Annotated in this window: 15 protein-coding genes; 6 read left to right on the forward strand and 9 right to left on the reverse strand. The window is 66.3% G+C overall.

The window, feature by feature from the left end:
- Window positions 1-6 precede the first annotated feature (6 nt).
- The gene (bioB, locus tag BVC93_RS27975) at window positions 7-1,014 is read right to left on the reverse strand and encodes a biotin synthase BioB (RefSeq protein ID WP_083740250.1); all 1,008 of its coding nucleotides are present in this window, start codon (window positions 1,012-1,014) and stop codon (window positions 7-9) included.
- A 68-nt stretch (window positions 1,015-1,082) separates the two neighbouring features.
- On the opposite strand from bioB, the gene BVC93_RS27980 reads away from it, so the two are divergent.
- A complete protein-coding gene (locus BVC93_RS27980; RefSeq protein WP_083740251.1) occupies window positions 1,083-1,661 on the forward strand; it encodes a TetR/AcrR family transcriptional regulator C-terminal domain-containing protein in 579 nt (192 codons plus the stop codon).
- Here BVC93_RS27980 and BVC93_RS27985 read toward each other — a convergent pair.
- Genes BVC93_RS27985 through BVC93_RS28000 form a run of 4 tightly spaced genes read right to left on the reverse strand, consistent with a single transcriptional unit; the run spans window position 1,654 to window position 5,338 of the window.
- Window positions 1,654-2,169 (reverse strand): 2'-5' RNA ligase family protein, encoded by a 516-nt coding sequence (locus tag BVC93_RS27985; protein WP_083740252.1) that lies wholly within the window; start codon window positions 2,167-2,169, stop codon window positions 1,654-1,656. The two genes, BVC93_RS27980 and BVC93_RS27985, sit on opposite strands and share 8 nt — an antisense overlap.
- A 4-nt stretch (window positions 2,170-2,173) precedes the next feature.
- Window positions 2,174-2,854: a dethiobiotin synthase gene (bioD, locus tag BVC93_RS27990; RefSeq protein WP_083740253.1), complete on the reverse strand. Its 681-nt coding sequence runs from the start codon at window positions 2,852-2,854 to the stop codon at window positions 2,174-2,176.
- The gene (locus BVC93_RS27995; protein ID WP_083740254.1) at window positions 2,845-3,990 is read right to left on the reverse strand and encodes an 8-amino-7-oxononanoate synthase; all 1,146 of its coding nucleotides are present in this window, start codon (window positions 3,988-3,990) and stop codon (window positions 2,845-2,847) included. The genes bioD and BVC93_RS27995 overlap by 10 nt, the downstream gene beginning before the upstream one ends.
- Before the next feature lie 31 nt (window positions 3,991-4,021).
- The gene (locus BVC93_RS28000; RefSeq protein WP_083740255.1) at window positions 4,022-5,338 is read right to left on the reverse strand and encodes an adenosylmethionine--8-amino-7-oxononanoate transaminase; all 1,317 of its coding nucleotides are present in this window, start codon (window positions 5,336-5,338) and stop codon (window positions 4,022-4,024) included.
- A gap of 70 nt (window positions 5,339-5,408) precedes the next feature.
- On the opposite strand from BVC93_RS28000, the gene BVC93_RS28005 reads away from it, so the two are divergent.
- The 4 genes from BVC93_RS28005 (at window position 5,409) to treZ (ending at window position 13,845) form a co-directional block, all read left to right on the forward strand.
- Window positions 5,409-7,562, forward strand: coding sequence for an acyltransferase family protein (locus BVC93_RS28005; protein ID WP_083741417.1), 2,154 nt, complete (start codon window positions 5,409-5,411; stop codon window positions 7,560-7,562).
- 74 nt (window positions 7,563-7,636) lie between these two features.
- Entirely contained in the window at window positions 7,637-9,823 is a 2,187-nt protein-coding gene (gene glgX / locus BVC93_RS28010; RefSeq protein WP_083741418.1) for a glycogen debranching protein GlgX, read from the forward strand.
- 4 nt (window positions 9,824-9,827) lie between these two features.
- A complete protein-coding gene (treY, locus tag BVC93_RS28015; RefSeq protein WP_083740256.1) occupies window positions 9,828-12,113 on the forward strand; it encodes a malto-oligosyltrehalose synthase in 2,286 nt (761 codons plus the stop codon).
- Complete coding sequence (gene treZ / locus BVC93_RS28020; protein ID WP_083740257.1) at window positions 12,106-13,845, forward strand: malto-oligosyltrehalose trehalohydrolase; 1,740 nt, start codon at window positions 12,106-12,108, stop codon at window positions 13,843-13,845. Before treY ends, treZ begins: the two co-directional genes overlap by 8 nt.
- A 13-nt stretch (window positions 13,846-13,858) precedes the next feature.
- Here treZ and ilvA read toward each other — a convergent pair whose 3' ends face one another.
- Window positions 13,859-15,142, reverse strand: coding sequence for a threonine ammonia-lyase IlvA (gene ilvA, locus BVC93_RS28025; RefSeq protein ID WP_083740258.1), 1,284 nt, complete (start codon window positions 15,140-15,142; stop codon window positions 13,859-13,861).
- A gap of 120 nt (window positions 15,143-15,262) precedes the next feature.
- Here ilvA and BVC93_RS28030 point away from each other — a divergent pair, with 120 nt between their 5' ends.
- Entirely contained in the window at window positions 15,263-15,490 is a 228-nt protein-coding gene (locus tag BVC93_RS28030; RefSeq protein WP_083740259.1) for a hypothetical protein, read from the forward strand.
- On the opposite strand, the gene BVC93_RS28035 is transcribed toward BVC93_RS28030, so the two are convergent.
- The 3 genes from BVC93_RS28035 to dnaE form a co-directional block, all read right to left on the reverse strand.
- On the reverse strand, window positions 15,487-15,900 hold the full coding sequence (locus BVC93_RS28035; protein ID WP_192860125.1) for an SRPBCC family protein: 414 nt from the start codon (window positions 15,898-15,900) through the stop codon (window positions 15,487-15,489). The two genes, BVC93_RS28030 and BVC93_RS28035, sit on opposite strands and share 4 nt — an antisense overlap.
- Window positions 15,901-15,951: 51 nt before the next feature.
- Entirely contained in the window at window positions 15,952-16,962 is a 1,011-nt protein-coding gene (locus BVC93_RS28040; protein WP_157517297.1) for a polysaccharide pyruvyl transferase family protein, read from the reverse strand.
- Window positions 16,963-17,098: 136 nt separating this feature from the next.
- A complete protein-coding gene (gene dnaE, locus BVC93_RS28045) occupies window positions 17,099-20,647 on the reverse strand; it encodes a DNA polymerase III subunit alpha (RefSeq protein WP_083740261.1) in 3,549 nt (1,182 codons plus the stop codon).
- Window positions 20,648-20,685 lie beyond the last annotated feature (38 nt).

A 20,685-nucleotide genomic window follows, 5' to 3' on the forward strand; every position in this document is an offset into this window, starting at 1 on the left:
ATCGTGTTACAGGCTGGCGTTGAGCGCCTTGATCGGCATCTGCAGATCAACGAGCAGTTCGAGGTCCGCTTCCGCGGGACGACCCAGCGTGGTCAGGTAGTTTCCGACGATCACGGCGTTGATACCGCCGAGGATGCCTTGCTTGGCGCCGAGATCACCGAGGGTGATCTCGCGACCGCCGGCGAACCGCAGCATGGTGCGCGGCAACGCCAGCCGGAACGCGGCGACGGCCTTGAGCGCCTCGTTGGCGGGCAGCACCTCCAGGTCGCCGAACGGTGTGCCAGGCCGGGGGTTGAGGAAGTTCAGCGGGACCTCGTGAGGGTTCAGTTCGGCGAGGTTGGCGGCGAACTCGGCGCGCTGCTCCAGCGTCTCGCCCATACCGAGGATGCCGCCGCAGCACACCTCCATGCCGGCCTCCCGGACCATCTCCAGGGTGCCCCAGCGTTCTTCCCAGGAGTGGGTGGTGACCACGTTCGGGAAGAACGACTGCGCGGTCTCGAGGTTGTGGTTGTAGCGGTGCACACCCATGTCCTTGAGGCGGTTCACCTGCTCCTGGGTCAACATGCCCAGCGAGCAGGCGATCTGGATGTCGACCTCGTTGCGGATGGCTTCGATACCGGCGGCCACCTGAGCCAGCAGACGCTCGTCGGGACCGCGCACCGCCGCCACGATGCAGAACTCGGTGGCACCGGACTTGGCGGTCTGCTTGGCCGCTTCCACCAGGCTGGGGATGTCCAGCCAGGCGCTGCGCACCGGAGAGGCGAAAAGCCCTGACTGCGAACAGAAATGGCAGTCTTCCGGGCAGCCGCCGGTCTTGAGGCTGATGATGCCCTCGACCTCGACCTCGGGTCCGCACCACTTCATCCGGACCTCGTGGGCCAAGGCCAGCAGGTCCTCGAGCTGGTCGTCAGGCAGCTGAAGGACCTGCAACACCTGGTCCTGGGTGAGTCCTTCACCGTTGCGGAGGACCTGCTCCCGGGCGACGCCCAGGACGTCGACTGCGGCTTGCGTCACGGCTGACGCTCCTCTCCTGTGCAGCACCTGGTGTGCCACTTGAACGGTGTTCAGGTTAGGCTAGCGGAGTGCAACTGCACAAACGCGACGTGATCGCCAAAGCCACCGAGATCCTGGACAACTTCGGGATCGCGGACCTGACGATGCGCCGGTTGGCGCGCGAGCTCGACGTCACCGCCGGCGCCCTGTACTGGCATTTCGCCAGCAAACAAGAACTGCTGGGCGCGGTGGCCGACGAAGTGTTGCGACCGGCGTGTCGATCGGTCGACGGCCTAGGTTGGCGCGAACGCATCGCAGGTGTCTGTACGCGGTTGCGCGACGCGCTGCTGTCCCACACCGACGGAGCCGAGCTGGTGTCGGCGAGCTTTGCCTCCGGCCAGTCGGTCGCCATGCCGCTGATCGTGGAACTGCTCAGCGGCGCCGCCCGTGATGCCGGCATGCCGGAACCGCAGGCGGAACTGGCTGCGCGCACCATCATCTACTACACCCTGGGCTTCACCGTCGACGAGCAGTCCCGGATCCAGTTGGACTCCGCCGGGGCCCTGTCCACCTCGCCGGCCGGGCCCTCGATGCTGAACCGGCCGGACACCTTCGGTTTCGGGTTGTCGCTGCTGATCGACGGAATGGCGGTGCGCGCGGTCAGCTGACCAGGCTGTGGTCGACGCGGGCGTCGCCGTCCCAGCGACGCAGCCCGGTGAAGGTGGCCGGCAGATCGCCCGGTACGTGGGCCAGGGCGAGGCCGACCTGCTCGGCAGACAAACGTCGGCCAAGGGTGACATGCGGCGTCCAGTGCTCGGGCTCGGTATGCGAGACACCGGCAGCCATGTGCGGCAAGCAAATTCGATGCACACACCGCTGCAGCTCGAGAAGCGGGGTGGACGGCACGATAAGCTGCGCGAGGACGAAGCGGCCGCGGCCGAAGATCAGCGGAGCCCCGACGGTGCACGGCAGTGGCAGGTGGTCGCGGAGCTCGGCGAGCTCACTGTCGACGGCCGGGTTGATGCGCCCGGCCACCACGACGGTCACATGCGGCCGGTTGGTGGTCGACTGCACCCGGTTCTGGCTGGGAACACCAGCGGTGTCCAGTGCCTCCCACACCGCCCTCAGTGCAGCCTCGGTGTGATCGTCGAAAAGCAGCTCGATGGAATGCGCCACCGGGCTATTCGACCAGGCCGGCCACCCAGGCGGTGTCGAATGCGGGCACACACAGCGTGGTGAAGTCCTGCGCCGACAGCGAACCCGCACCGGCGGGAAGCGCTGCACGCACCGCACCCAACTCGGCGAGCGCGCCCCGGTTGGAGATCTCGGCGGCGCCCGGCGCGGCGGGCCACGAGCCGATGATCAGCCCCGCGCAGTCCAGGCCGCGGTTCGCCATGGCCTCCAGCGTCAGTGCCGTGTAGTTCAGGGTGCCGAGCACCGCGGACACCACCACGACGACGGGTGCACCCAGTTCGACCGCCAGGTCGGCCACGGTGATCCCGGCCGCGGCGATCTGCACCAGCAGTCCCCCGGCTCCCTCCACCAGCGTCAACTGGCCAGGCGCGTCGGCGGCCCTGATGGCGTTCACCAGGTCCTCGGCGGTGGGCAGCGGAAGGCCGGCCTGGGCCGCGGCGGCCACCGGCGCCAGCGGCTGGGGATAGCGCGCCACGCCGGACAGGACGCTCACGCCGGAGAGACGGCCGATCTCGGCGAGGTCGTCGTCGCCTGTCTCGGTGCCCGTCTGTACTGGTTTGCACACGGCCACAGCCATATTCGCCAGCCGGGCGTGGCAGGCCAGTGCGGCGGTGGCGACGGTCTTGCCGACGCCGGTGCCGGTTCCGGTGATCACCACTACCGACACGACAACACCTCGGTGAGCACCGCCCTGGCCAAGTCCAACTCGTCGGTTGTCAGCGACGCCCGCGCCGTGAGGCGCAGCCGCGACGTGCCCGCCGGCACTGTCGGCGGGCGGAAGCACCCGACCCGAAGCCCGCGCTCCAAACAGGCCTGGGCGGCGGCCACGGCCACCTCGGGATCGCCGAGTATCACCGACACCACCGCCGACTGGGGTTCATCGGTGACACCACACATCTGTGCGAGCTCCCGGGCGTGGGTAAGCACCGCGTCCGCACGCTCGGGCTCGGTGACCAGCAGGCGTAACGCAGCCAGTGCGGCCCCGACGGCCGCCGGAGCCAGCCCGGTGTCGAAGATGAAGGTGCGGGCGGCGTCGATCAGGTGGTCACGCACCGCAACCGTTCCGAGGACCGCGCCGCCCTGGCTGCCCAGTGCCTTGGACAACGTCGTCGTCATCACGATGTCCGGCTCGCCCGCCAGGCCGACCTCCTGCAGCAGGCCCCGCCCGCCGTCACCCCGAACCCCGAGACCGTGGGCTTCGTCGACCAACAGCACCGCGCCGAACCGGCGGCACACGTCATGCAGCTCGCGCAGCGGCGCGAGGGCGCCATCGGCGCTGAAAACGGAGTCGGTGATGACCAGGGCGCGATCTTCGGTGCGCGCGGCCAGTGCCGCTTCGACGGCGGAGACGTCGCGGTGCGGGGTGACCTGCACCCGGGCCCGGGAGAGCCGGCACGCGTCCACCAACGAGGCGTGCGAGTAGGCGTCCGAGACGATGAGCGAACCGGGGCCCGACAGTGCCACCACGGCGCCGATGTTGGCGGTGTAGCCCGACGAGAACACCAGAGCGGCTGGGGCACCCACGAATTCGGCGAGGGCGCGTTCGAAGTGCTGGTGCAGTTCGGTGTCGCCGGTGACCAGTCGCGAACCGGTGGACCCGGCGCCCCACGTGCGCAGGGCCTCGACGCCGGCCTCGATGACCTCGGGATGCTGCGCCAGACCCAGGTAGTCATTGGAGGCCAGGTCGAGTTCCGGGGCGACGGCGGCCCGGGGACGCAGGGCGCGCCGCAGTCCGGCGGCGCGGCGCTGCTGTTCGCAGGTGTCGAGCCAGGCCAGCGGTGACACCTCGGTGCGTGTGACCATCAGGCCTCCCTCAAACGGACTTGAACACCGTTCAGGTTAGCGCACGGGCCACGGCGACCATCGCGGTGGTGAGCTGGTCTATCTCGGCGGCAGTGCAGACGAAGGGCGGCATGGCGTAGACCAGATTGCGGAACGGCCGCAACCAGACCCCGTGGTCGAGGGCCACCTGGGTGGCCACCGCGACGTCGACGGGCTCGACCATCTCGATCACGCCGATGGCCCCCTGCACCCGCACATCGGCCACGCCGGGCCGCTCAGCGGCGGGCGCCAGTCCCACCCGCAACCCGGACTCGATCTCCCCCACGCGTGTGCGCCAGTCCTGCCCGAGCAGCAGTTCCACGCTGGCCACCGACACCGCACACGCCAACGGGTTCGCCATGAAGGTGGGTCCGTGCATCAACGCCCCCGCGTCGGAGGTGCTGATCACCCGCGCGATCTCGGCGGTGCACAACGTGGCAGCCAACGTCACATAGCCGCCGGTCAACGCCTTGCCTACACACATGATGTCCGGGCTGACACCGGCATGGTCGGCGGCGAACAGGGCGCCGGTGCGGCCGAACCCGGTGGCGATCTCATCGAAGATCAGCAGCACGTCGTGCCGGTCGCAGATCTGCCGCAGATCGGTGAGGTAGCGCGGGTCATGGAACCGCATGCCGCCTGCGCCCTGCACCACCGGCTCGACGATCACGGCGGCCAGCTGGTCGGCGTGCTCAGCCAACTGCGCCTCGAACGCCTCGACATAGGCGGTGTCGTACTCCGTGGGCACCGGCGGGGCGAACACCTGCCGGGTCAGGATGTCGGTCCACAGCGAGTGCATTCCGCCGTCGGGATCGCAGACGCTCATCGGGGTGAAGGTGTCACCGTGATAACCGCCGCGCCACGTCATCAGCCGGGTCTTGGTGAGGTGGCCGCGGCTGCGCTGGTACTGCACCGCCATCTTGACCGCCACCTCCACCGACACCGAACCGGAGTCACTGAAGAACACCGTCTCCAACCCGGCCGGGGTGATCTGCACCAGCAGCTGCGCCAGACGCGCCGCCGGTTCGTGCGTCAACCCGCCGAACATGACGTGACTCATGGACGACAGCTGCCGAGCCACCGCGGCGTCCAACACCGGGTGCCCATGTCCGTGCACGGCCGTCCACCAGGACGCCATCCCGTCCAGGACTCGGATCTCTGCGGCCCGCCCAGCGGTTTCGTGCACCACGGTGAGCCACGGCCCGGAGGCGCTGAGCACCACCTTCGGCGCCAGAGTTCCCGGTGCGCCGATTGTGCTGTAGGGGTGCCATACATGCGCGGCATCGATGGCGCTGATCTCGGCGGGCGTCAACCCCGGTGGATTCGGCACGGGAACCGAGCGTACTGGCCTTTACTCAGCAGGAGTCTTCCAGTGGCGTTGGGTACATTGTCTCTCGATCATGATGTTCTTGACCCCGACCAGGCCGGAGCCAGCAATCACTCCGCAACCTGCGACCCCGACCGCGATGGGGACCAGGAAATCGGGTTTCTACCGACACGATCTCGATGGACTGCGCGGTGTGGCCATCGCGCTCGTCGCTGTCTTCCACGTCTGGTTCGGCCGAGTCTCCGGTGGTGTGGACGTCTTCCTGGTCCTGTCGGGCTTCTTCTTCGGTGGCCGGCTGCTGCGTAATGCCCTGTCCCCCGGCGCGACGCTGGCGCCGGTGCGGGAAGTGACCCGACTGGTGCGCCGGCTGTTGCCCGCGCTGGTGGTGGTACTTGCGGCCTCAGCGGTGCTGACCATCCTGATCCAGCCGCAGACACGCTGGGAAACGTTTGCCGATCAAAGTCTGGCGAGCCTGGGCTACTACCAGAACTGGGAACTGGCGAACACTGCCTCGGACTACCTGCGGGCCGGCGAGGCGGTGAGCCCGCTGCAGCACATCTGGTCGATGTCGGTACAGGGGCAGTTCTACCTCGCGTTCCTGATCCTGGTGTTCCTACTGACCGCGCTGCTTCGGCGACCGCTCGGCAAACATCTGCGAGTGTTCTTCATCGTCCTGCTGAGCGCGCTGACCATCGCGTCGTTCGTCTACGCGATCATCGCCCACAACACCGACCAGGCCACGGCCTACTACAACAGCTTCGCCCGGGCCTGGGAGCTGCTGCTGGGCGCGGCGGCCGGCGCTCTGGTAGGCCATATCCGCTGGCCCATGTGGCTGCGGGTGCTGACGGCCACCGTGGGACTGGCCGCCATCCTGTCCTGCGGATGGCTGATCGACGGCGTGCAGGAGTTCCCCGGACCGTGGGCACTGGTACCGGTGGGCGCCACCGTGCTGATGATCCTGGCCGCCGCCAACCGCCAACCGGGCGAGAAGCTGCCGCTGCCCAACCGGATGTTGGCCTGGAAGCCGTTCGTGACGTTGGGGTCGATGGCGTACTCGCTGTACCTGTGGCACTGGCCGCTGCTGATCTTTTGGCTGGTGCTCAGTGGACACGAACGCGCCAACTTCGGCGAGGGCGCGGTGATCCTGCTGATCTCCGGCGCCCTGGCCTATCTGACGATGCGCTTCATCGAAGAGCCCCTGCGTTACCGCGCCCCCTCCGCCGACGCCGTCAAGATCGCGTGGCGCACCCAGCTGCGCCGACCCACGATGGCACTGGGCACATTCGTGATCCTGCTCGGTGTCGCTCTCACCGCAACGTCGTTCACCTGGCGTGAGCACGTCACCGTGCAACGTGACAACGGCGAGGAACTGGCCGGGCTGGCACTGCGCGACTATCCCGGCGCCGACGCGGTGCTGCACGGCACCCGGGTTCCCGACCTGCCGATGCGTCCCACCGTGCTCGAGGCCAAGGACGACCTGCCGCAGTCCACCATCGACGGCTGCATCAGTGACTTCAGCAATGTCGGCATCATCAACTGCACCTACGGCGATCCGCAGGCCACCCGGACCATTGCGCTGGCCGGCGGCTCACATGCCGAACATTGGATCACCGCACTCGACATCCTGGGCAAGCAGCACGGGTTCAAGCTGGTGACCTATCTGAAGATGGGCTGCCCGCTGACCACCGAGGAAATTCCCCTGGTGATGGGCAGCAACCGGGAGTACCCGAACTGCCACACCTGGAACGAACGGGTGATGAGCAAGCTGATCGCCGACAAGCCGGACTTCGTGTTCACCACTTCGACACGGCCCTGGAACATCAAGGATGGCGACGTCATGCCCGCCACCTACATCGGGATCTGGCAAACCTTGGCGGACAACAACATTCCCGTTCTGGCCATGCGAGATACGCCATGGATCCTGGACGAGGACGGCAAACCGTTCCTGCCCGCGGATTGCCTGGCCAGCGGGGGCGACGCCATCTCCTGCGGAATGAAGCGCTCCCAGGCACTCTCCGACCACAATCCCACCCTGGACTTCACCGACCGCTTCCCCGGGCTGAAGCCGTTGGACCTCAGCGATGCGGTGTGCCGTGACGACATCTGCCGCGCCGTCGAGGGAAATGTGCTGCTATACCATGACTCTCACCATCTGACCGCCACCTATGTGCGCACCATGGTCGACGAGCTCGGCCGACAGATGGGACCCGCCACCGGGTGGTGGTGAACGTCGCAGTGCCGATCGCGCCTGGCGGCACGTCCCGGCCCGCAGGCAGCGACCGGGACCGATAAGGTGCGATGATGCCGTCGAGTGAGTCACCAGGTCCGACTTCCAGTGCCCCCTTGACGCCCGCGCCCACCGTGACCACGGTATGGCCCGGGTCGCCCTACCCGCTGGGCGCCACCTACGACGGCGCGGGAACCAACTTCTCGGTGTTCTCCGAGGTGGCCACCAAAGTCGAGCTCTGTCTCATCGCCAAGAACGGCACCGAGACCCGCATCGATCTCGAAGAGGTCGACGGTTACGTCTGGCACGCCTACCTGCCCACCATCACCCCCGGCCAGCGGTATGGATTCAGAGTGCACGGGCCGTGGAACCCCGGCGCCGGTCAGCGCTGCGACCCCAGCAAGCTGCTGCTGGACCCCTACGGCAAGTCGTTCCACGGCGACTTCGACTTCACCCAGGCGCTGTTCTCCTACGATCTGGAGGCCGAGGACCTCGCCTCCGGTGGCAACCCGCCGATGGTGGATTCACTGGGCCACACCATGACCAGCGTGGTGATCAACCCCTTCTTCAACTGGCAGTCCGACCGCGCCCCACGCACGCCCTACCACGAGACCATCATCTACGAAGCCCACGTCAAGGGCATGACGCAGAACCACCCCGGTGTGCCCGAGGAACTCCGCGGAACCTATGCGGGGCTGGGACATCCGGTGATCATCGATCATCTGAAGTCGTTGAACGTGACGGCCATCGAGCTGATGCCGGTTCACCAGTTCATGCACGACCACCGTCTGCTGGAACTGGGACTGCGGAACTACTGGGGCTACAACACCGTCGGCTTCTTCGCGCCGCACTTCCAGTACGCCGCCACCCGGAACGCCGGCGGCGCGGTGGCCGAGTTCAAGACGATGGTCAAGGCATTCCACGAAGCCGGCATCGAGGTGATCCTGGACGTGGTCTACAACCACACCGCCGAGGGCAACCACCTGGGACCCACCATCAACTTCCGCGGAATCGACAATGCCGCCTACTACCGGCTGCTCGACGGTGATCTGCGTTACTACAAGGATTTCACCGGCACCGGCAACAGCCTCAACGCCCGTCATCCCCACACCTTGCAACTGATCATGGATTCGTTGAGATATTGGGTACTGGAGATGCATGTGGACGGTTTCCGGTTCGACCTGGCATCAACCCTGGCCCGTGAGTTCTACGACGTGGACCGACTCTCGGCGTTCTTCGACCTCGTGCAGCAGGACCCGGTGATCAGCCAGGTGAAGCTGATCGCCGAACCGTGGGATGTCGGTGAAGGCGGCTATCAGGTGGGCAACTTCCCTGGTTTGTGGACCGAGTGGAACGGGAAGTATCGCGACACTGTGCGCGACTACTGGCGGGGTGAGCCCGCAACCCTCGGGGAGTTCGCCTCCCGACTCACCGGTTCCTCGGATCTGTACGCGGCCACCGGTCGACGTCCCAGCGCGTCGATCAACTTCGTGACCGCCCACGACGGATTCACCCTCAACGACCTGGTGTCCTACAACGAGAAACACAACCTGGCCAACGGCGAGGACAATCGCGACGGCGAAAGCCACAACCGGTCGTGGAACTGCGGAGTCGAAGGCCCCACCGACGATCCCGAGATTGTCGAACTGCGGGCCCGGCAGATGCGCAACATCTGGGTCACCCTGATGGTCAGCCAGGGCACCCCGATGATCAGCCACGGCGACGAGATCGGTCGCACCCAGCACGGCAACAACAACGCCTACTGCCAGGATTCACCGTTGTCCTGGATGGATTGGTCGATGTGTGTCACCAACCCCGACCTGCTGGCGTTCACCCGGAAAGTCACGGCATTCCGCAAGGCGCACCCGGTGTTTCGGCGCCGCCGCTTCTTCGAGGGCAAACCGATCCGCACCGGCGAACAGGACCGTGACATCGCCTGGCTCACCACCTCAGGTGTCGAGATGACGCCCGAGGACTGGGGTTCGGGCTTCGGCAAGTGTGTGGCAGTGTTCCTCAACGGCGACGCCATCCCGGCCCCGAACGCACGCGGCGAGCGGGTGGTCGATGATTCGTTCCTGTTGTGCTTCAACGCCCACAGTCAATCCAAGACCTTCATCACACCCGACAGCGGATACGCGCACGAGTGGACGGCGGCGCTGGACACCGCCCACCCCCGCGGCGAGAGCGATCTGGTGGCCAAGGCCGGTGAGGACATCGAGGTATGTGGACGTTCGGTGCTGATCCTGCGCAGGACGGACTGAACCGATGACTCGACCTGTGCTGTCGACGTATCGACTTCAGTTGCGCGGCGACGCCTTTCGTTTTGTCGACGCCGAAGCGCTGGTGGACTACCTGGACGCCCTTGGTGTCAGCCACCTCTACCTGTCCCCCATCCTGACCGCGACCGTCGGTTCCACCCACGGCTACGACGTCGCCGATCCCACTACCGTCTCTGCCGAACTCGGCGGCGCCGAAGGACTTTCATCGTTGTCCGCGGCGGCCCAGGCTCGTGGCCTCGGGCTGGTGGTGGATATCGTGCCCAACCACGTGGGCGTCGACCAGCCCGAGCAGAACGCGTGGTGGTGGGATCTGCTGACGCACGGCCGCTCGTCGCGATACTCCTGCCTCTTCGACATCGACTGGGACCTGGATCCAGACGGCCGGATCGTGTTGCCGGTGCTGGGATCCGACAGCGACGTCGACGACCTCCAGGTCGACGGCGACGTGCTGCGCCTGGGCGATCTGGCGTTCCCGATCGCACCGGGGACCGGTTCGGGCTCTGGTCCCGAGGTGCACGACCGTCAGCACTACCGGTTGATCGGGTGGCGCAACGGGATCTGTGGCTACCGGCGCTTCTTCTCCATCACCTCACTTGCCGGTATCAGGCAGGAGGATCACGACGTCTTCACCACATCGCACGCCGAGGTGAAGCGCTGGTTCGACGAGAAATTGGTGGACGGCATCCGGGTGGACCACCCCGACGGACTCTCCGATCCGGCCGGTTACCTGGTGTGGTTGCGCGAATTGATCGGCGACCAGGCCTATCTGGTGATAGAGAAGATCCTGGCCGCCGATGAGGCACTGGAGCCGACGCTGGCTGTCGACGGCACCACCGGCTACGACGCGCTGCGCGAGATCGGCGGGTTGTTCGTGGACCCGACAGGGCAGCAGGCGCTGTCCGCCCTGTCCGCCTCGGCCGGTTTCGACCACACCGCAGTGCCTGCCATGGTGGCCGAGCTCAAGCGCACCGCCGCCACCGTCACCCTGGGCAGTGAACTGGCCCGGCTGCGGCGCGCCATCGTCGCCACCGTCGGCCATGATCACCCTCACCTCGGTGAGGCCGTCGCTGCCCTGCTGACGCACATCGACGTCTACCGCAGCGACTACCGCGGACTGTCGGCTCTACTACCCACCGCGATCGCCGAAACCGCCTCGGCAGCACCCGAACTGGCCCGTCCGCTGGAACTGGTGTCCGCAGCTGTCGCCGCCGACGGAGAAGCCGCCACGCGACTTCAGCAACTGTGCGGGGCGGTGACGGCCAAGGCCGTCGAGGACTGCCTGTTCTACCGCGACCCGCGTCTGGTGTCACTCAACGAGGTGGGCGGCGAGCCGGAACGCTTCGGTGTCAGCACCGCGGAGTTCCATCAGGCGTCGGCACTGCGGGCCCGGTACTGGCCCACCGCCATGACCACGCTGACCACCCACGACACCAAGCGCGGTGAGGACGTCCGAGCCCGCATAGGCGTGTTGTCGCAGGTGCCGTCGCTGTGGACCGAGCTCGTCAAAGGTTGGGAGGCCTCCACTCCCTCTCCCGATTCGGCCACCGGTTTGTTCTTGTGGCAGAACATCTTCGGAGTCTGGCCTGCCGACAAACCCGACGAGGACCTGCGCGGCCGCCTGCACGGGTATGCCGAGAAGGCCATCCGCGAGGCTGCGCTGCACACCACCTGGAACGAGCCCGACGAGGCGTTCGAGTCCGCGGTGCACGCCTGGGTGGATCAGGTGCTGGACGGGCCGGTGGCCACGGAACTGAGTGCGTTGGTCAAACGGCTCGACGTGCACGCCTGCAGCGACGCCCTGGGCCAGAAGCTGTTGTCCCTCACGGTGCCCGGCGTCCCCGACGTCTACCAGGGCACCGAGCTCTGGGAGGACAGCCTGGTGGACCCCGACAACCGCAGACCGGTTGACTTCGCCGCCCGACGCGATGCTCTGGCCGCCTCGACCCATCCCAAGATGCGCGTGGTGACCGCTGCGCTGCAGTTGCGTCGCGCCCGTCCGGACGTCTTCCTCACCGCCGGGCACACCCCGGTGTTCGCCGACGGCGCGGCCGCCGACCACGTGGTCGCGTTCCAACGGGGCAGCGACGTGCTGGTTGCTGTCAGCCGTTGGACCGTCCACCTGGAGGACAGCGGCTGGGGTGACACCTCCGTGACGTTGCCGCCGGGCACGTGGACGGACCGGATCTCCGGCGCCGAGCACACCGGAACCGTCACCGCCGCAACACTCTTCACCGACCTGCCCGTATCACTGCTGGAGAGAACCGTTGCCTGAGCACGAATTCGCAGTCTGGGCGCCCAAGCCCGAACTGGTCCGCCTCGACGTCAACGGCACTGTCCACGCCATGTCCCGCCACGACGACGGTTGGTGGCGCACCACCCTCGAGGTGGCCCCCGATGTCCGCTACGGGTTCCTGCTCGACGACGACCCGACGGTGCTACCCGATCCTCGTTCGCCGCGGCAACCCGACGGTGTGCATTCTCGCTCGCAACTCTGGGATGCGTCGGCGGTGCAGTGGACGGATCAGGCGTGGTCCGGCCGATCCGTCGAGGGGGCGGTGATCTACGAGCTGCACATCGGCACCTTCACCGCCGAAGGCACCTTCGACGCCGCGATCGACAAGCTGGACTACCTACTGGACCTCGGCGTCGACTTCGTGGAACTGATGCCGGTCAACGCATTCAGCGGCACCCATGGCTGGGGCTACGACGGCGTGCTGTGGTGGGCGGTGCACGAACCATACGGCGGCCCAGACGGTTTGACGCGGCTCATCAACGCCTGCCATGGCCGGGGTCTCGGGGTGCTGATCGACGCGGTGTTCAATCACCTCGGCCCCTCGGGCAACTACCTACCGCGCTACGGCCCGTATCTGTCGTCGGCCAGCAACCCGTGGGGCGAGGGCATCAACATCGCCGACGCCGAGTCCGACGAAGTGCGCAACCTGATCATCGGGTGCGCGCTGCGCTGGATGCGCGACTTCCACGCCGATGGCTTGCGCCTGGACGCTGTGCATGCACTGGTGGACACCACCGCCATCCACATTCTCGAAGAGATGTCGGCCGAGACCTCCTCTCTATCAGGAGAACTCGGGCGCGCACTGTCGCTGATCGCCGAAACCGACCGCAACGATCCGCGGTTCATCACGCCGCGTTCCGAGGGCGGGCTGGGCATGACGGCGCAGTGGGATGACGACATCCACCATGCGCTGCACACCGCGGTGTCCGGCGAACAGCAGGGTTACTACCACGATTTCGGCAGCATGGCGACGCTGGCGCACACCCTCACCAAGGGGTACTTCCACGCCGGGACGTATTCGTCCTTCCGGCACCGTCGCCACGGTAAACCGCTGGACACCAGCAAGATTCCCGGTTACCGGCTGCTGGCCTACACGTGCACCCACGACCAGGTGGGCAACCGCGCCATCGGCGACCGACCGTCGGCCTACCTGGACGCCGGCCAACTGGCGGTCAGCGCGGCGCTGGCCCTGCTGACCCCGTTCACCGCCATGCTGTTCATGGGTGAGGAATGGGCGGCGTCCACGCCATTCCAGTTCTTCTCCTCCCATCCCGAGCCCGAGCTGGCCGAAGCCACCCGCAAGGGCCGCAAAGCCGAGTTCGCCTCACACGGATGGGATGCCGACGATGTTCCCGACCCGCAGGACCCGGAGACTTATCAGCGCTCCCGGCTGGACTGGGCCGAAGTGCAGACCGGTGAGCATGCGGCGATGTTGGGCCTGTACCGCGACCTGATCGCGCTGCGCAAACGAGAACCCGATCTGGCCGACTTCTGGTTGGACCACATGGCCGTCGACTACGACGAGGACGCCCGCTGGATCGTGCTGCACCGAGGCGCGCTGGCCATCGCCTGCAATCTGGGCACTGCGCCGGCGACAGTACGGGCTTGCGGTGAGGTGCTGCTGGCCTGGGGAGAGCCCGAGGCAGGTTCCGACGCAACAACATTGGCCGGGCATTCGTTCGCGGTGTTGAAGACCGCTGAGGACAGCTGAATATCGACCGCTGCTAGGTCAGGTACCGGTACGCCGGGGACCCGGGTTCGAGAGCCTCGACGTGGCATTCGGAGGACCTCATGCGTTCGAGCAGCCCCTCCAGACCCGCCGCGGAGCCCAGCTCAACACCCACCAACGCCTCACCGGTCTCGCGGTTGTTGCGCTTGACGTATTCGAACAGGGTGATGTCGTCATTGGGGCCCAGCACCTCGTCCAGAAAGCGGCGCAGGGCGCCGGGTTCCTGCGGGAAGTCCACCAGGAAGTAGTGCTTGAGACCGAGGTGGACCAGCGAGCGTTCCAGCACCTCGCCGTAGCGCGACACGTCGTTGTTGCCGCCGGAGATCAGGCACACCACCACCGAGCCCGGCGTGACGTCGGCCTCGAGCAATCCGGCCACCGACAGCGCGCCCGCGGGCTCGGCGATGATGCCTTCGTTCTGGTACAGATCCAGCATGGCGGTGCAGACCGCGCCTTCGTCGACCGTGGTCAAAGAGACCATGTCTCCGGCCGCCGACAGCGCCGCGAACGGGTTTTTCCCGGCTCGGTTGACCGCCGCACCGTCGACGAACTGGTCGACGTGCTCGAGGGTGACGGGTTCACCGGCCGCCATGGCCGCAACCATGGACGCCGCCCCGGCGGGCTCGATGCCCAGGATTGAGGTGCGGGAGGTCTTCGCGGCCATGTACGTGGTGATGCCGCTGATGCAGCCACCACCGCCGACGGGCACGATCACCAGGTCCGGCTCGCCATCGAGCTGGCTGAGGATCTCGACGGCGATGGTGCCCTGCCCGGCCATGGTGCGTGGATCGTCATAAGGCGGCACCAGGGTGGCGCCGGTGCGGGCCACGTCGGCGCGGGCGGCCTCGGCGGCCATGTCGTAGGTGGCGCCGCCGACGATCAGCTCGATGAACTCGCCGCCGTGGTAGCGGATGCGGTCACGCTTCTGCTTCGGCGTCTTGGCCGGGACATAGACACGGCCGTGAATTCCCATGGAACGGCACGCCAGCGCGAACCCCTGCGCGTGGTTGCCAGCGGAGGAACACACCACTCCCGCGGCGATCTCCTCCGGCGTCAGCTGCATCAGCAGGTTGTAGGCGCCGCGCAACTTGTAGGAGCGCACCGACTGCAGGTCCTCGCGCTTGAGATAGACCAGGGCGCCGGTCAGCTGCGACAACCGGTCGCTGAACTGCAGCGGGCTGGGTGACACGACGCCCATGATCCGCTGCGCCGCCGCGTCGATATCCGCCGCGGACAGCGGCGAAACCGTACGGGGATCCTGGCTCAGTTCAGCAGACACCGGTCAATGGTGCCACGCACGCCTGATCCCCAGAAAATCGCTGCGTCGGCTCCGAAAAAGGAGACGCCGGATTTGGGGTTTCGGGTAGCCGAAACTTTTGATCCGAGCTATCGTGACAGGATGACCACCGCCGAACAGTTCCGGGATGCCGTTGCTCACCCCGCCTCGGAGATCGTGGTGGCTGGAGTGCCGTGGCCGGCCTACAAGGTGGTGGCCCTGGTGATCGGGCTGGTGGTGTTCGGCGTCGTGGCAGTGGCCACCGCCAGTGCGTCCCCCGCCGTTCTCGGTGGCGCAGGCGTGGCATTCGTGTTGTGGCACGTCCTGGGCCTGCTGCAGCGCCAGCGCTAGCCGAAGATTCCGCGCAGCGTCTCCAGGTCGGCGGCCACCGCCGCCGCATCCCCCGCGAACTCGGCATCACTCATCCCGACTCTTCTGCGCACCGTGAACACCACCTCGCAGCGATTGTCGACCTCACCGTCACGCAGCACCCGCATCGGGTTGTAAAAGGTCTGCCCCTGCGCCGTGCGCACCACATGATCCACCACACCCAGATCGTTGTCCGGTGCGAACTCGACAGTGATGTCCCCCAGCGGCGAGGATGCGGTCCACGCTCCGTCGACCAGCTGCACCTGGCCGTCGGCCAACCCGGCGGCCCAGTGCACCAGGTTTCGGGGATCGCGGATGTAGGCCGCGACGTCGGCAGCGGCGGCGTCGATGACAATGCTGACGTGTCGGGACTGGATGGGTTCTGTGGTCATGAGCCATCATGGCGCGGTAAGACCTGTCCCGACCAGCTCTGGTGTCCCCTATCAGGCCAAACCGAGGGTGGTCCGGATAGCACCGTAATCCGTACACAGCCTTGATTGCAGACGCTCGACCGCGGCACGAGTGGTGGTCCTGATGGCTGCGGCGTCCTCTACCGTGGACAGCACCTTGTCGACCACAGCCCCGGCAGTCACTTGGTCAGTGCGGATCAGTGAGCGTTCATCATCGATCGACAGTGCGAAGTCGCGACATTTCGGTTGATACTCAAGAGAAATCACCGGGGTTTCCGACAAGGCCGCCAAGATCCCCGCGTGGAGGCGGCTGACAATGACAGCCGAACACAGCGCAAGTGCACGAGCGGCGCCCACCGCATCAACGGGTTGCACGACATCGGCACCGACGTTCTGCAAAGCGGCTCGTGTCCACTTGGCGTCGCTGGGGTTCATGAGAATTCCGACGAACCGAAAACCCTTTAGCGCCAAAACGTCCACCGCTGCCGTCAATTCGCTGACCAGTGCTTCTGGGTCGTGCCCCCAAAGGTCGTCACCGAAACCCAGGTTCACACCGATGAGTCCCTCTTCAGCGGACACCGCGGGCCGAGGCAGCAATAGCGCGGGATCACCAACCACTTCAGCGTCGAATCCGATATCTGCAAGCAACTCGGCACTACGCGGACCACGTACCGAAACACGGTTGAACTTGCCCAGCAGCGATGCCCATCGCTTCAACTCGTCATTGCCGGAACCGCTTCTGCGCCCCTGGAAAGCGGGATCTTCTACGCCGATTCCGACCGCGTAGCTACCTTGTTTTGAGGTGATCCTCACTGCACGGCCCGCCAAGCGACGCCAGTGACGCCTTCCCACCAACGTACCGCCGCCCAGGACATGCACGCTTCGCCGAAGAGATTTGCTGAGTCCGGTGGTGGTGGACCTGATCATCTCGCTCGGAAAACGTGGCATATCGACGAACTCGGCTTCGGCCAGCTGTAACCTCACGGCGTCGTATATGGCGTCATCGCCGATGTTGCCCTTGTGATGCCAACCGAGATACGACACCAAGGGTGTCTCCCGATTCATCGCGCCCCCTGTCAGGATGGACTACCCAGCACCAGACCTCCCCCGCCCAAGAGCAGGATAGTGCCATACCGCGGGCGGTAGGCAGAGAGGCTGTATCCGGTACGCCCCGGGCAGCCTAGCCGCCTAGGCAACCCGGCCCCAGCAACGCCTTGAGATCACCCATCAGGGCCGAGGACATCGTCACGCGCAACGACTGGTCCAGCTCCAAGGTGGTGATGCGCTCACCGCTGATCAGCCGCAGATGCACCTGCGAGGTGCCGGGATGCCGCGACAACACCTGTTTGAGAGCGCTCACCTTGTCGATGGTGCACTGCCGGGTGGGCAGGCTGACTGCCAGCGGGCGGTCCGACTGGGCGCTCGAGAAGTCCGGCACCACAAGTTCATTGGCGATCAGCGAGATACGGTCATCACGAATCGCGACCTTGGCGCCCACCAGCACCACCGCGTCGTCGGCGATATTGGCACCGAACGCCGAGTACGTCTGCGGGAAGAACAGCACTTCGACACCACCGGCGAGGTCCTCGATTTGCGCCGAGGCCCACGGCAGGCCGTTCTTGTTGACGCGCCGGTTGACCGACGCCAGGATGCCGCCGATGCGCACCTGGGTGTCGTTGGGGATCGCCCCTTCCAGGATGGCCGGGATCTGGGTGTCGACCTGCGCCGCCAGCAGATGCGCGATGCCGTTGAGCGGATGCCCCGACACGTAGAGGCCGAGCATCTCGCGCTCGAGCGCGAGTTTGTGCTTGTCCTCCCACTCCTCGTCGGGCACTCGGATGGTGAAGACCGCGTCGGTACCGCCGTCGTCGTCTCCCCCGCCGAACAGGTCGAACTGGCCCATGGCCTCGGCCTTCTTGGTGCCCAGTACCGAGTCGACCGCGTCGGTGTGCACCAGGAACAGGCCCTTGCGGGGATGCTTCAGGGAATCGAAGGCACCGGCCTTGATCAACGACTCCGTCACCTTCTTGTTGCAGGCGGCGATGTCGATCTTGTTCAGGTAGTCCGAGAAGTCGGTGAAGTTGCCCCGCTCCTTGCGTGTGTTCACCAGCGAGGCAACCACATTGGCGCCGACGTTGCGTACCGCGCCGAGCCCGAAACGGATGTCGTCACCGACGGAGGCGAAGTTCTGCACCGACTCGTTGACGTCCGGCGGCAGCACCGTGATGCCCAGGCGTCGGCAGTCGGCCAGGTAGATGGCGGCCTTGTCCTTGTCGTCGCCGACCGAGGTGAGCAGCCCGGCCATGTACTCACCGGGGAAGTTCGCCTTGAGGTAGGCCGTCCAGTAGGACACCAGACCGTAGCCGGCGGCGTGCGACTTGTTGAACGCGTACCCGGCGAACGGAAGGATGGTGTCCCACAACGCTTTGACCGCGGCCTCGGAGAAACCGTTGTTGGTCATGCCCTCTTTGAAGCCCTTGTACTCGGCTTCGAGGACCTCGAGCTTCTTCTTGCCCATGGCCTTGCGCAGCGCATCGGCCTTGCCCATGGAGTACGAGGCGACCTTCTGGGCGATGAACATGATCTGCTCTTGGTAGACGATCAGGCCGTAGGTCTCGGCCAGGATGTCCTTGAGCGGTTCTTCCAGCTCCGGGTGGATGGGCTTGATGGCCTGGCGGCCGTTCTTGCGGTCGGCGTAGTCGTTGTGGGCGTTCATGCCCATGGGGCCCGGGCGGTACAGCGCCAGCACGGCCACGATGTCGTTGAACTCGGTGGGCTGCATGCGCCGCAGCAGGTCCCGCATGGCGCTGCCGTCGAGCTGGAACACGCCCAAGGTGTCACCGCGCCCCAGCAGTTCGTAGGCCTTCTGGTCGTCGAGCGCCAGGGTTTCCAGATCGAGATCGATACCGCGGTTGGCCTTGATGTTCTCGATGGCGTCACCGATGATCGTCAGGTTGCGCAGCCCGAGGAAGTCCATCTTCAGCAGGCCGATGGCCTCACACGACGGGTAGTCCCAACCGGTGATGACCGCACCGTCCTGCGGCCGGCGCCATAGCGGGATGGCGTCGATCAGCGGTTCAGAGCTCATGATCACCGCGCAGGCGTGCACACCGGCGTTGCGGACCAGGCCCTCCAGCCCGCGCGCGGTCTCGTAGATGGTGCGCACGTCGGGGTCGGTGTCGATCAGCGCGCGGACCTCGGCGGCCTCTTTGTAGCGCTCGTGGCTGGGATCGGTGATGCCCGAGACCGGGATGTCCTTGGCCATGATGGGCGGCGGCAGCGCTTTGGTGATGCGGTCGGCGATGGCGAAGCCGGGCTGCCCGTAGTGCACACGGGCCGAATCCTTCAGCGCCGCTTTGGTTTTGATGGTACCGAAGGTGATGACCTGGGCCACCCTGTCACTGCCCCACTTGTTGGCGGCATAGCGCAGCATCTCACCGCGGCGACGGTCGTCGAAGTCGATGTCGATATCGGGCGCCGACGGACGTTCCGGGTTGAGGAACCGCTCGAACAGCAGACCGTGCGGAATGGGGTCGATGTTGGTGATGCCCATGGCGTAGGCCACCAGCGAACCGGCGGCCGAACCACGGCCCGGACCCACCCGGATGCCGACCGAACGCGCGTAGTTGATCAAGTCGGCGACGATCAGGAAGTACGCCGGAAAACCCTTGTCGCAGATGACCTTGATCTCGTAATTGGCCCGGTCGATGTACTCCTGCGGCACTTCCTGGCCCGGGAACCGGCGTTCCGCCAGGCCGGTCATCACCTCGTGGGTGAGCCAGGACCCCTGATCGTGGCCTTCGGGCACCGGGAAGATCGGCATCCGGTCCTTGGGTGTCCACACGTCGGTGTACGGCTGCACCCGCTCGGCGATCAGCAGCGTGGAGTCACACGCGCCGGGCACCTGGGTATCCCACAGCGCCCGCATCTCGGCCGCGGACTTCAGGTAGTAGCCGTCGCCGTCGAACTTGAACCGGTTGGGATCCGAGAGGGTCTTGCCGGTCTGGATGCACAGCAGCGCCTCGTGGTTCTGGGAGGCGTCGCGGGTGACGTAGTGGCAGTCGTTGGTGGCCAGCGGCCGGATGCCGAGTTTTTTACCGACCTCCAGCAGCCCCTCGCGGACCCGGCGCTCGATGTCCAAGCCATGGTCCATCAACTCCAGGAAGAAGTTCTCCTTGCCGAAGATCTCCTGCCATTTGGCGGCCGCGGCAATGGCTTCGTCGACGTGGCCGAGGCGCAGCCGGGTCTGCACCTCCCCCGACGGACAGCCGGTGGTGGCGATGATGCCCTCGGCGTGCTCGGCGATGATCTCGGCGTCCATGCGCGACCACTTGCCCAGCTGGCCCTCGAAGGACGCCAGCGACGACAGCTTGAACAGGTTGCGCAGACCGGTGGCGTTCTCCGCGACCATCGTCATGTGGGTGTAGGAACCGCTGCCGGAGACGTCGTCGGACTTCTGGCTCGGGTCACCCCAGAGCACCCGCTTGGTCTCGAAGCGCGACGCCGGGGCGATGTAGGCCTCGATACCGATGATCGGTTTGATGCCGACCGAGGTGGCGGCGTTGTAGAACTCACTGGCGCCGAACATGTTTCCGTGGTCGGTCATGCCGATGGCGGGCATCTCGAGGCGCTGCGCCTCGGCGAGCATGGGTTTGACCTTCGCGGCACCGTCGAGCATCGAGTATTCGGTGTGGTTGTGCAGATGCACGAAGGAGTCATTGGTACCCATAGGCCGCCCAGTCTAGAGCCGGGCACCGACACCGCCGG

Source organism: Mycobacterium sp. MS1601, assembly GCF_001984215.1.
Taxonomy (GTDB): Bacteria; Actinomycetota; Actinomycetes; order Mycobacteriales; family Mycobacteriaceae; genus Mycobacterium.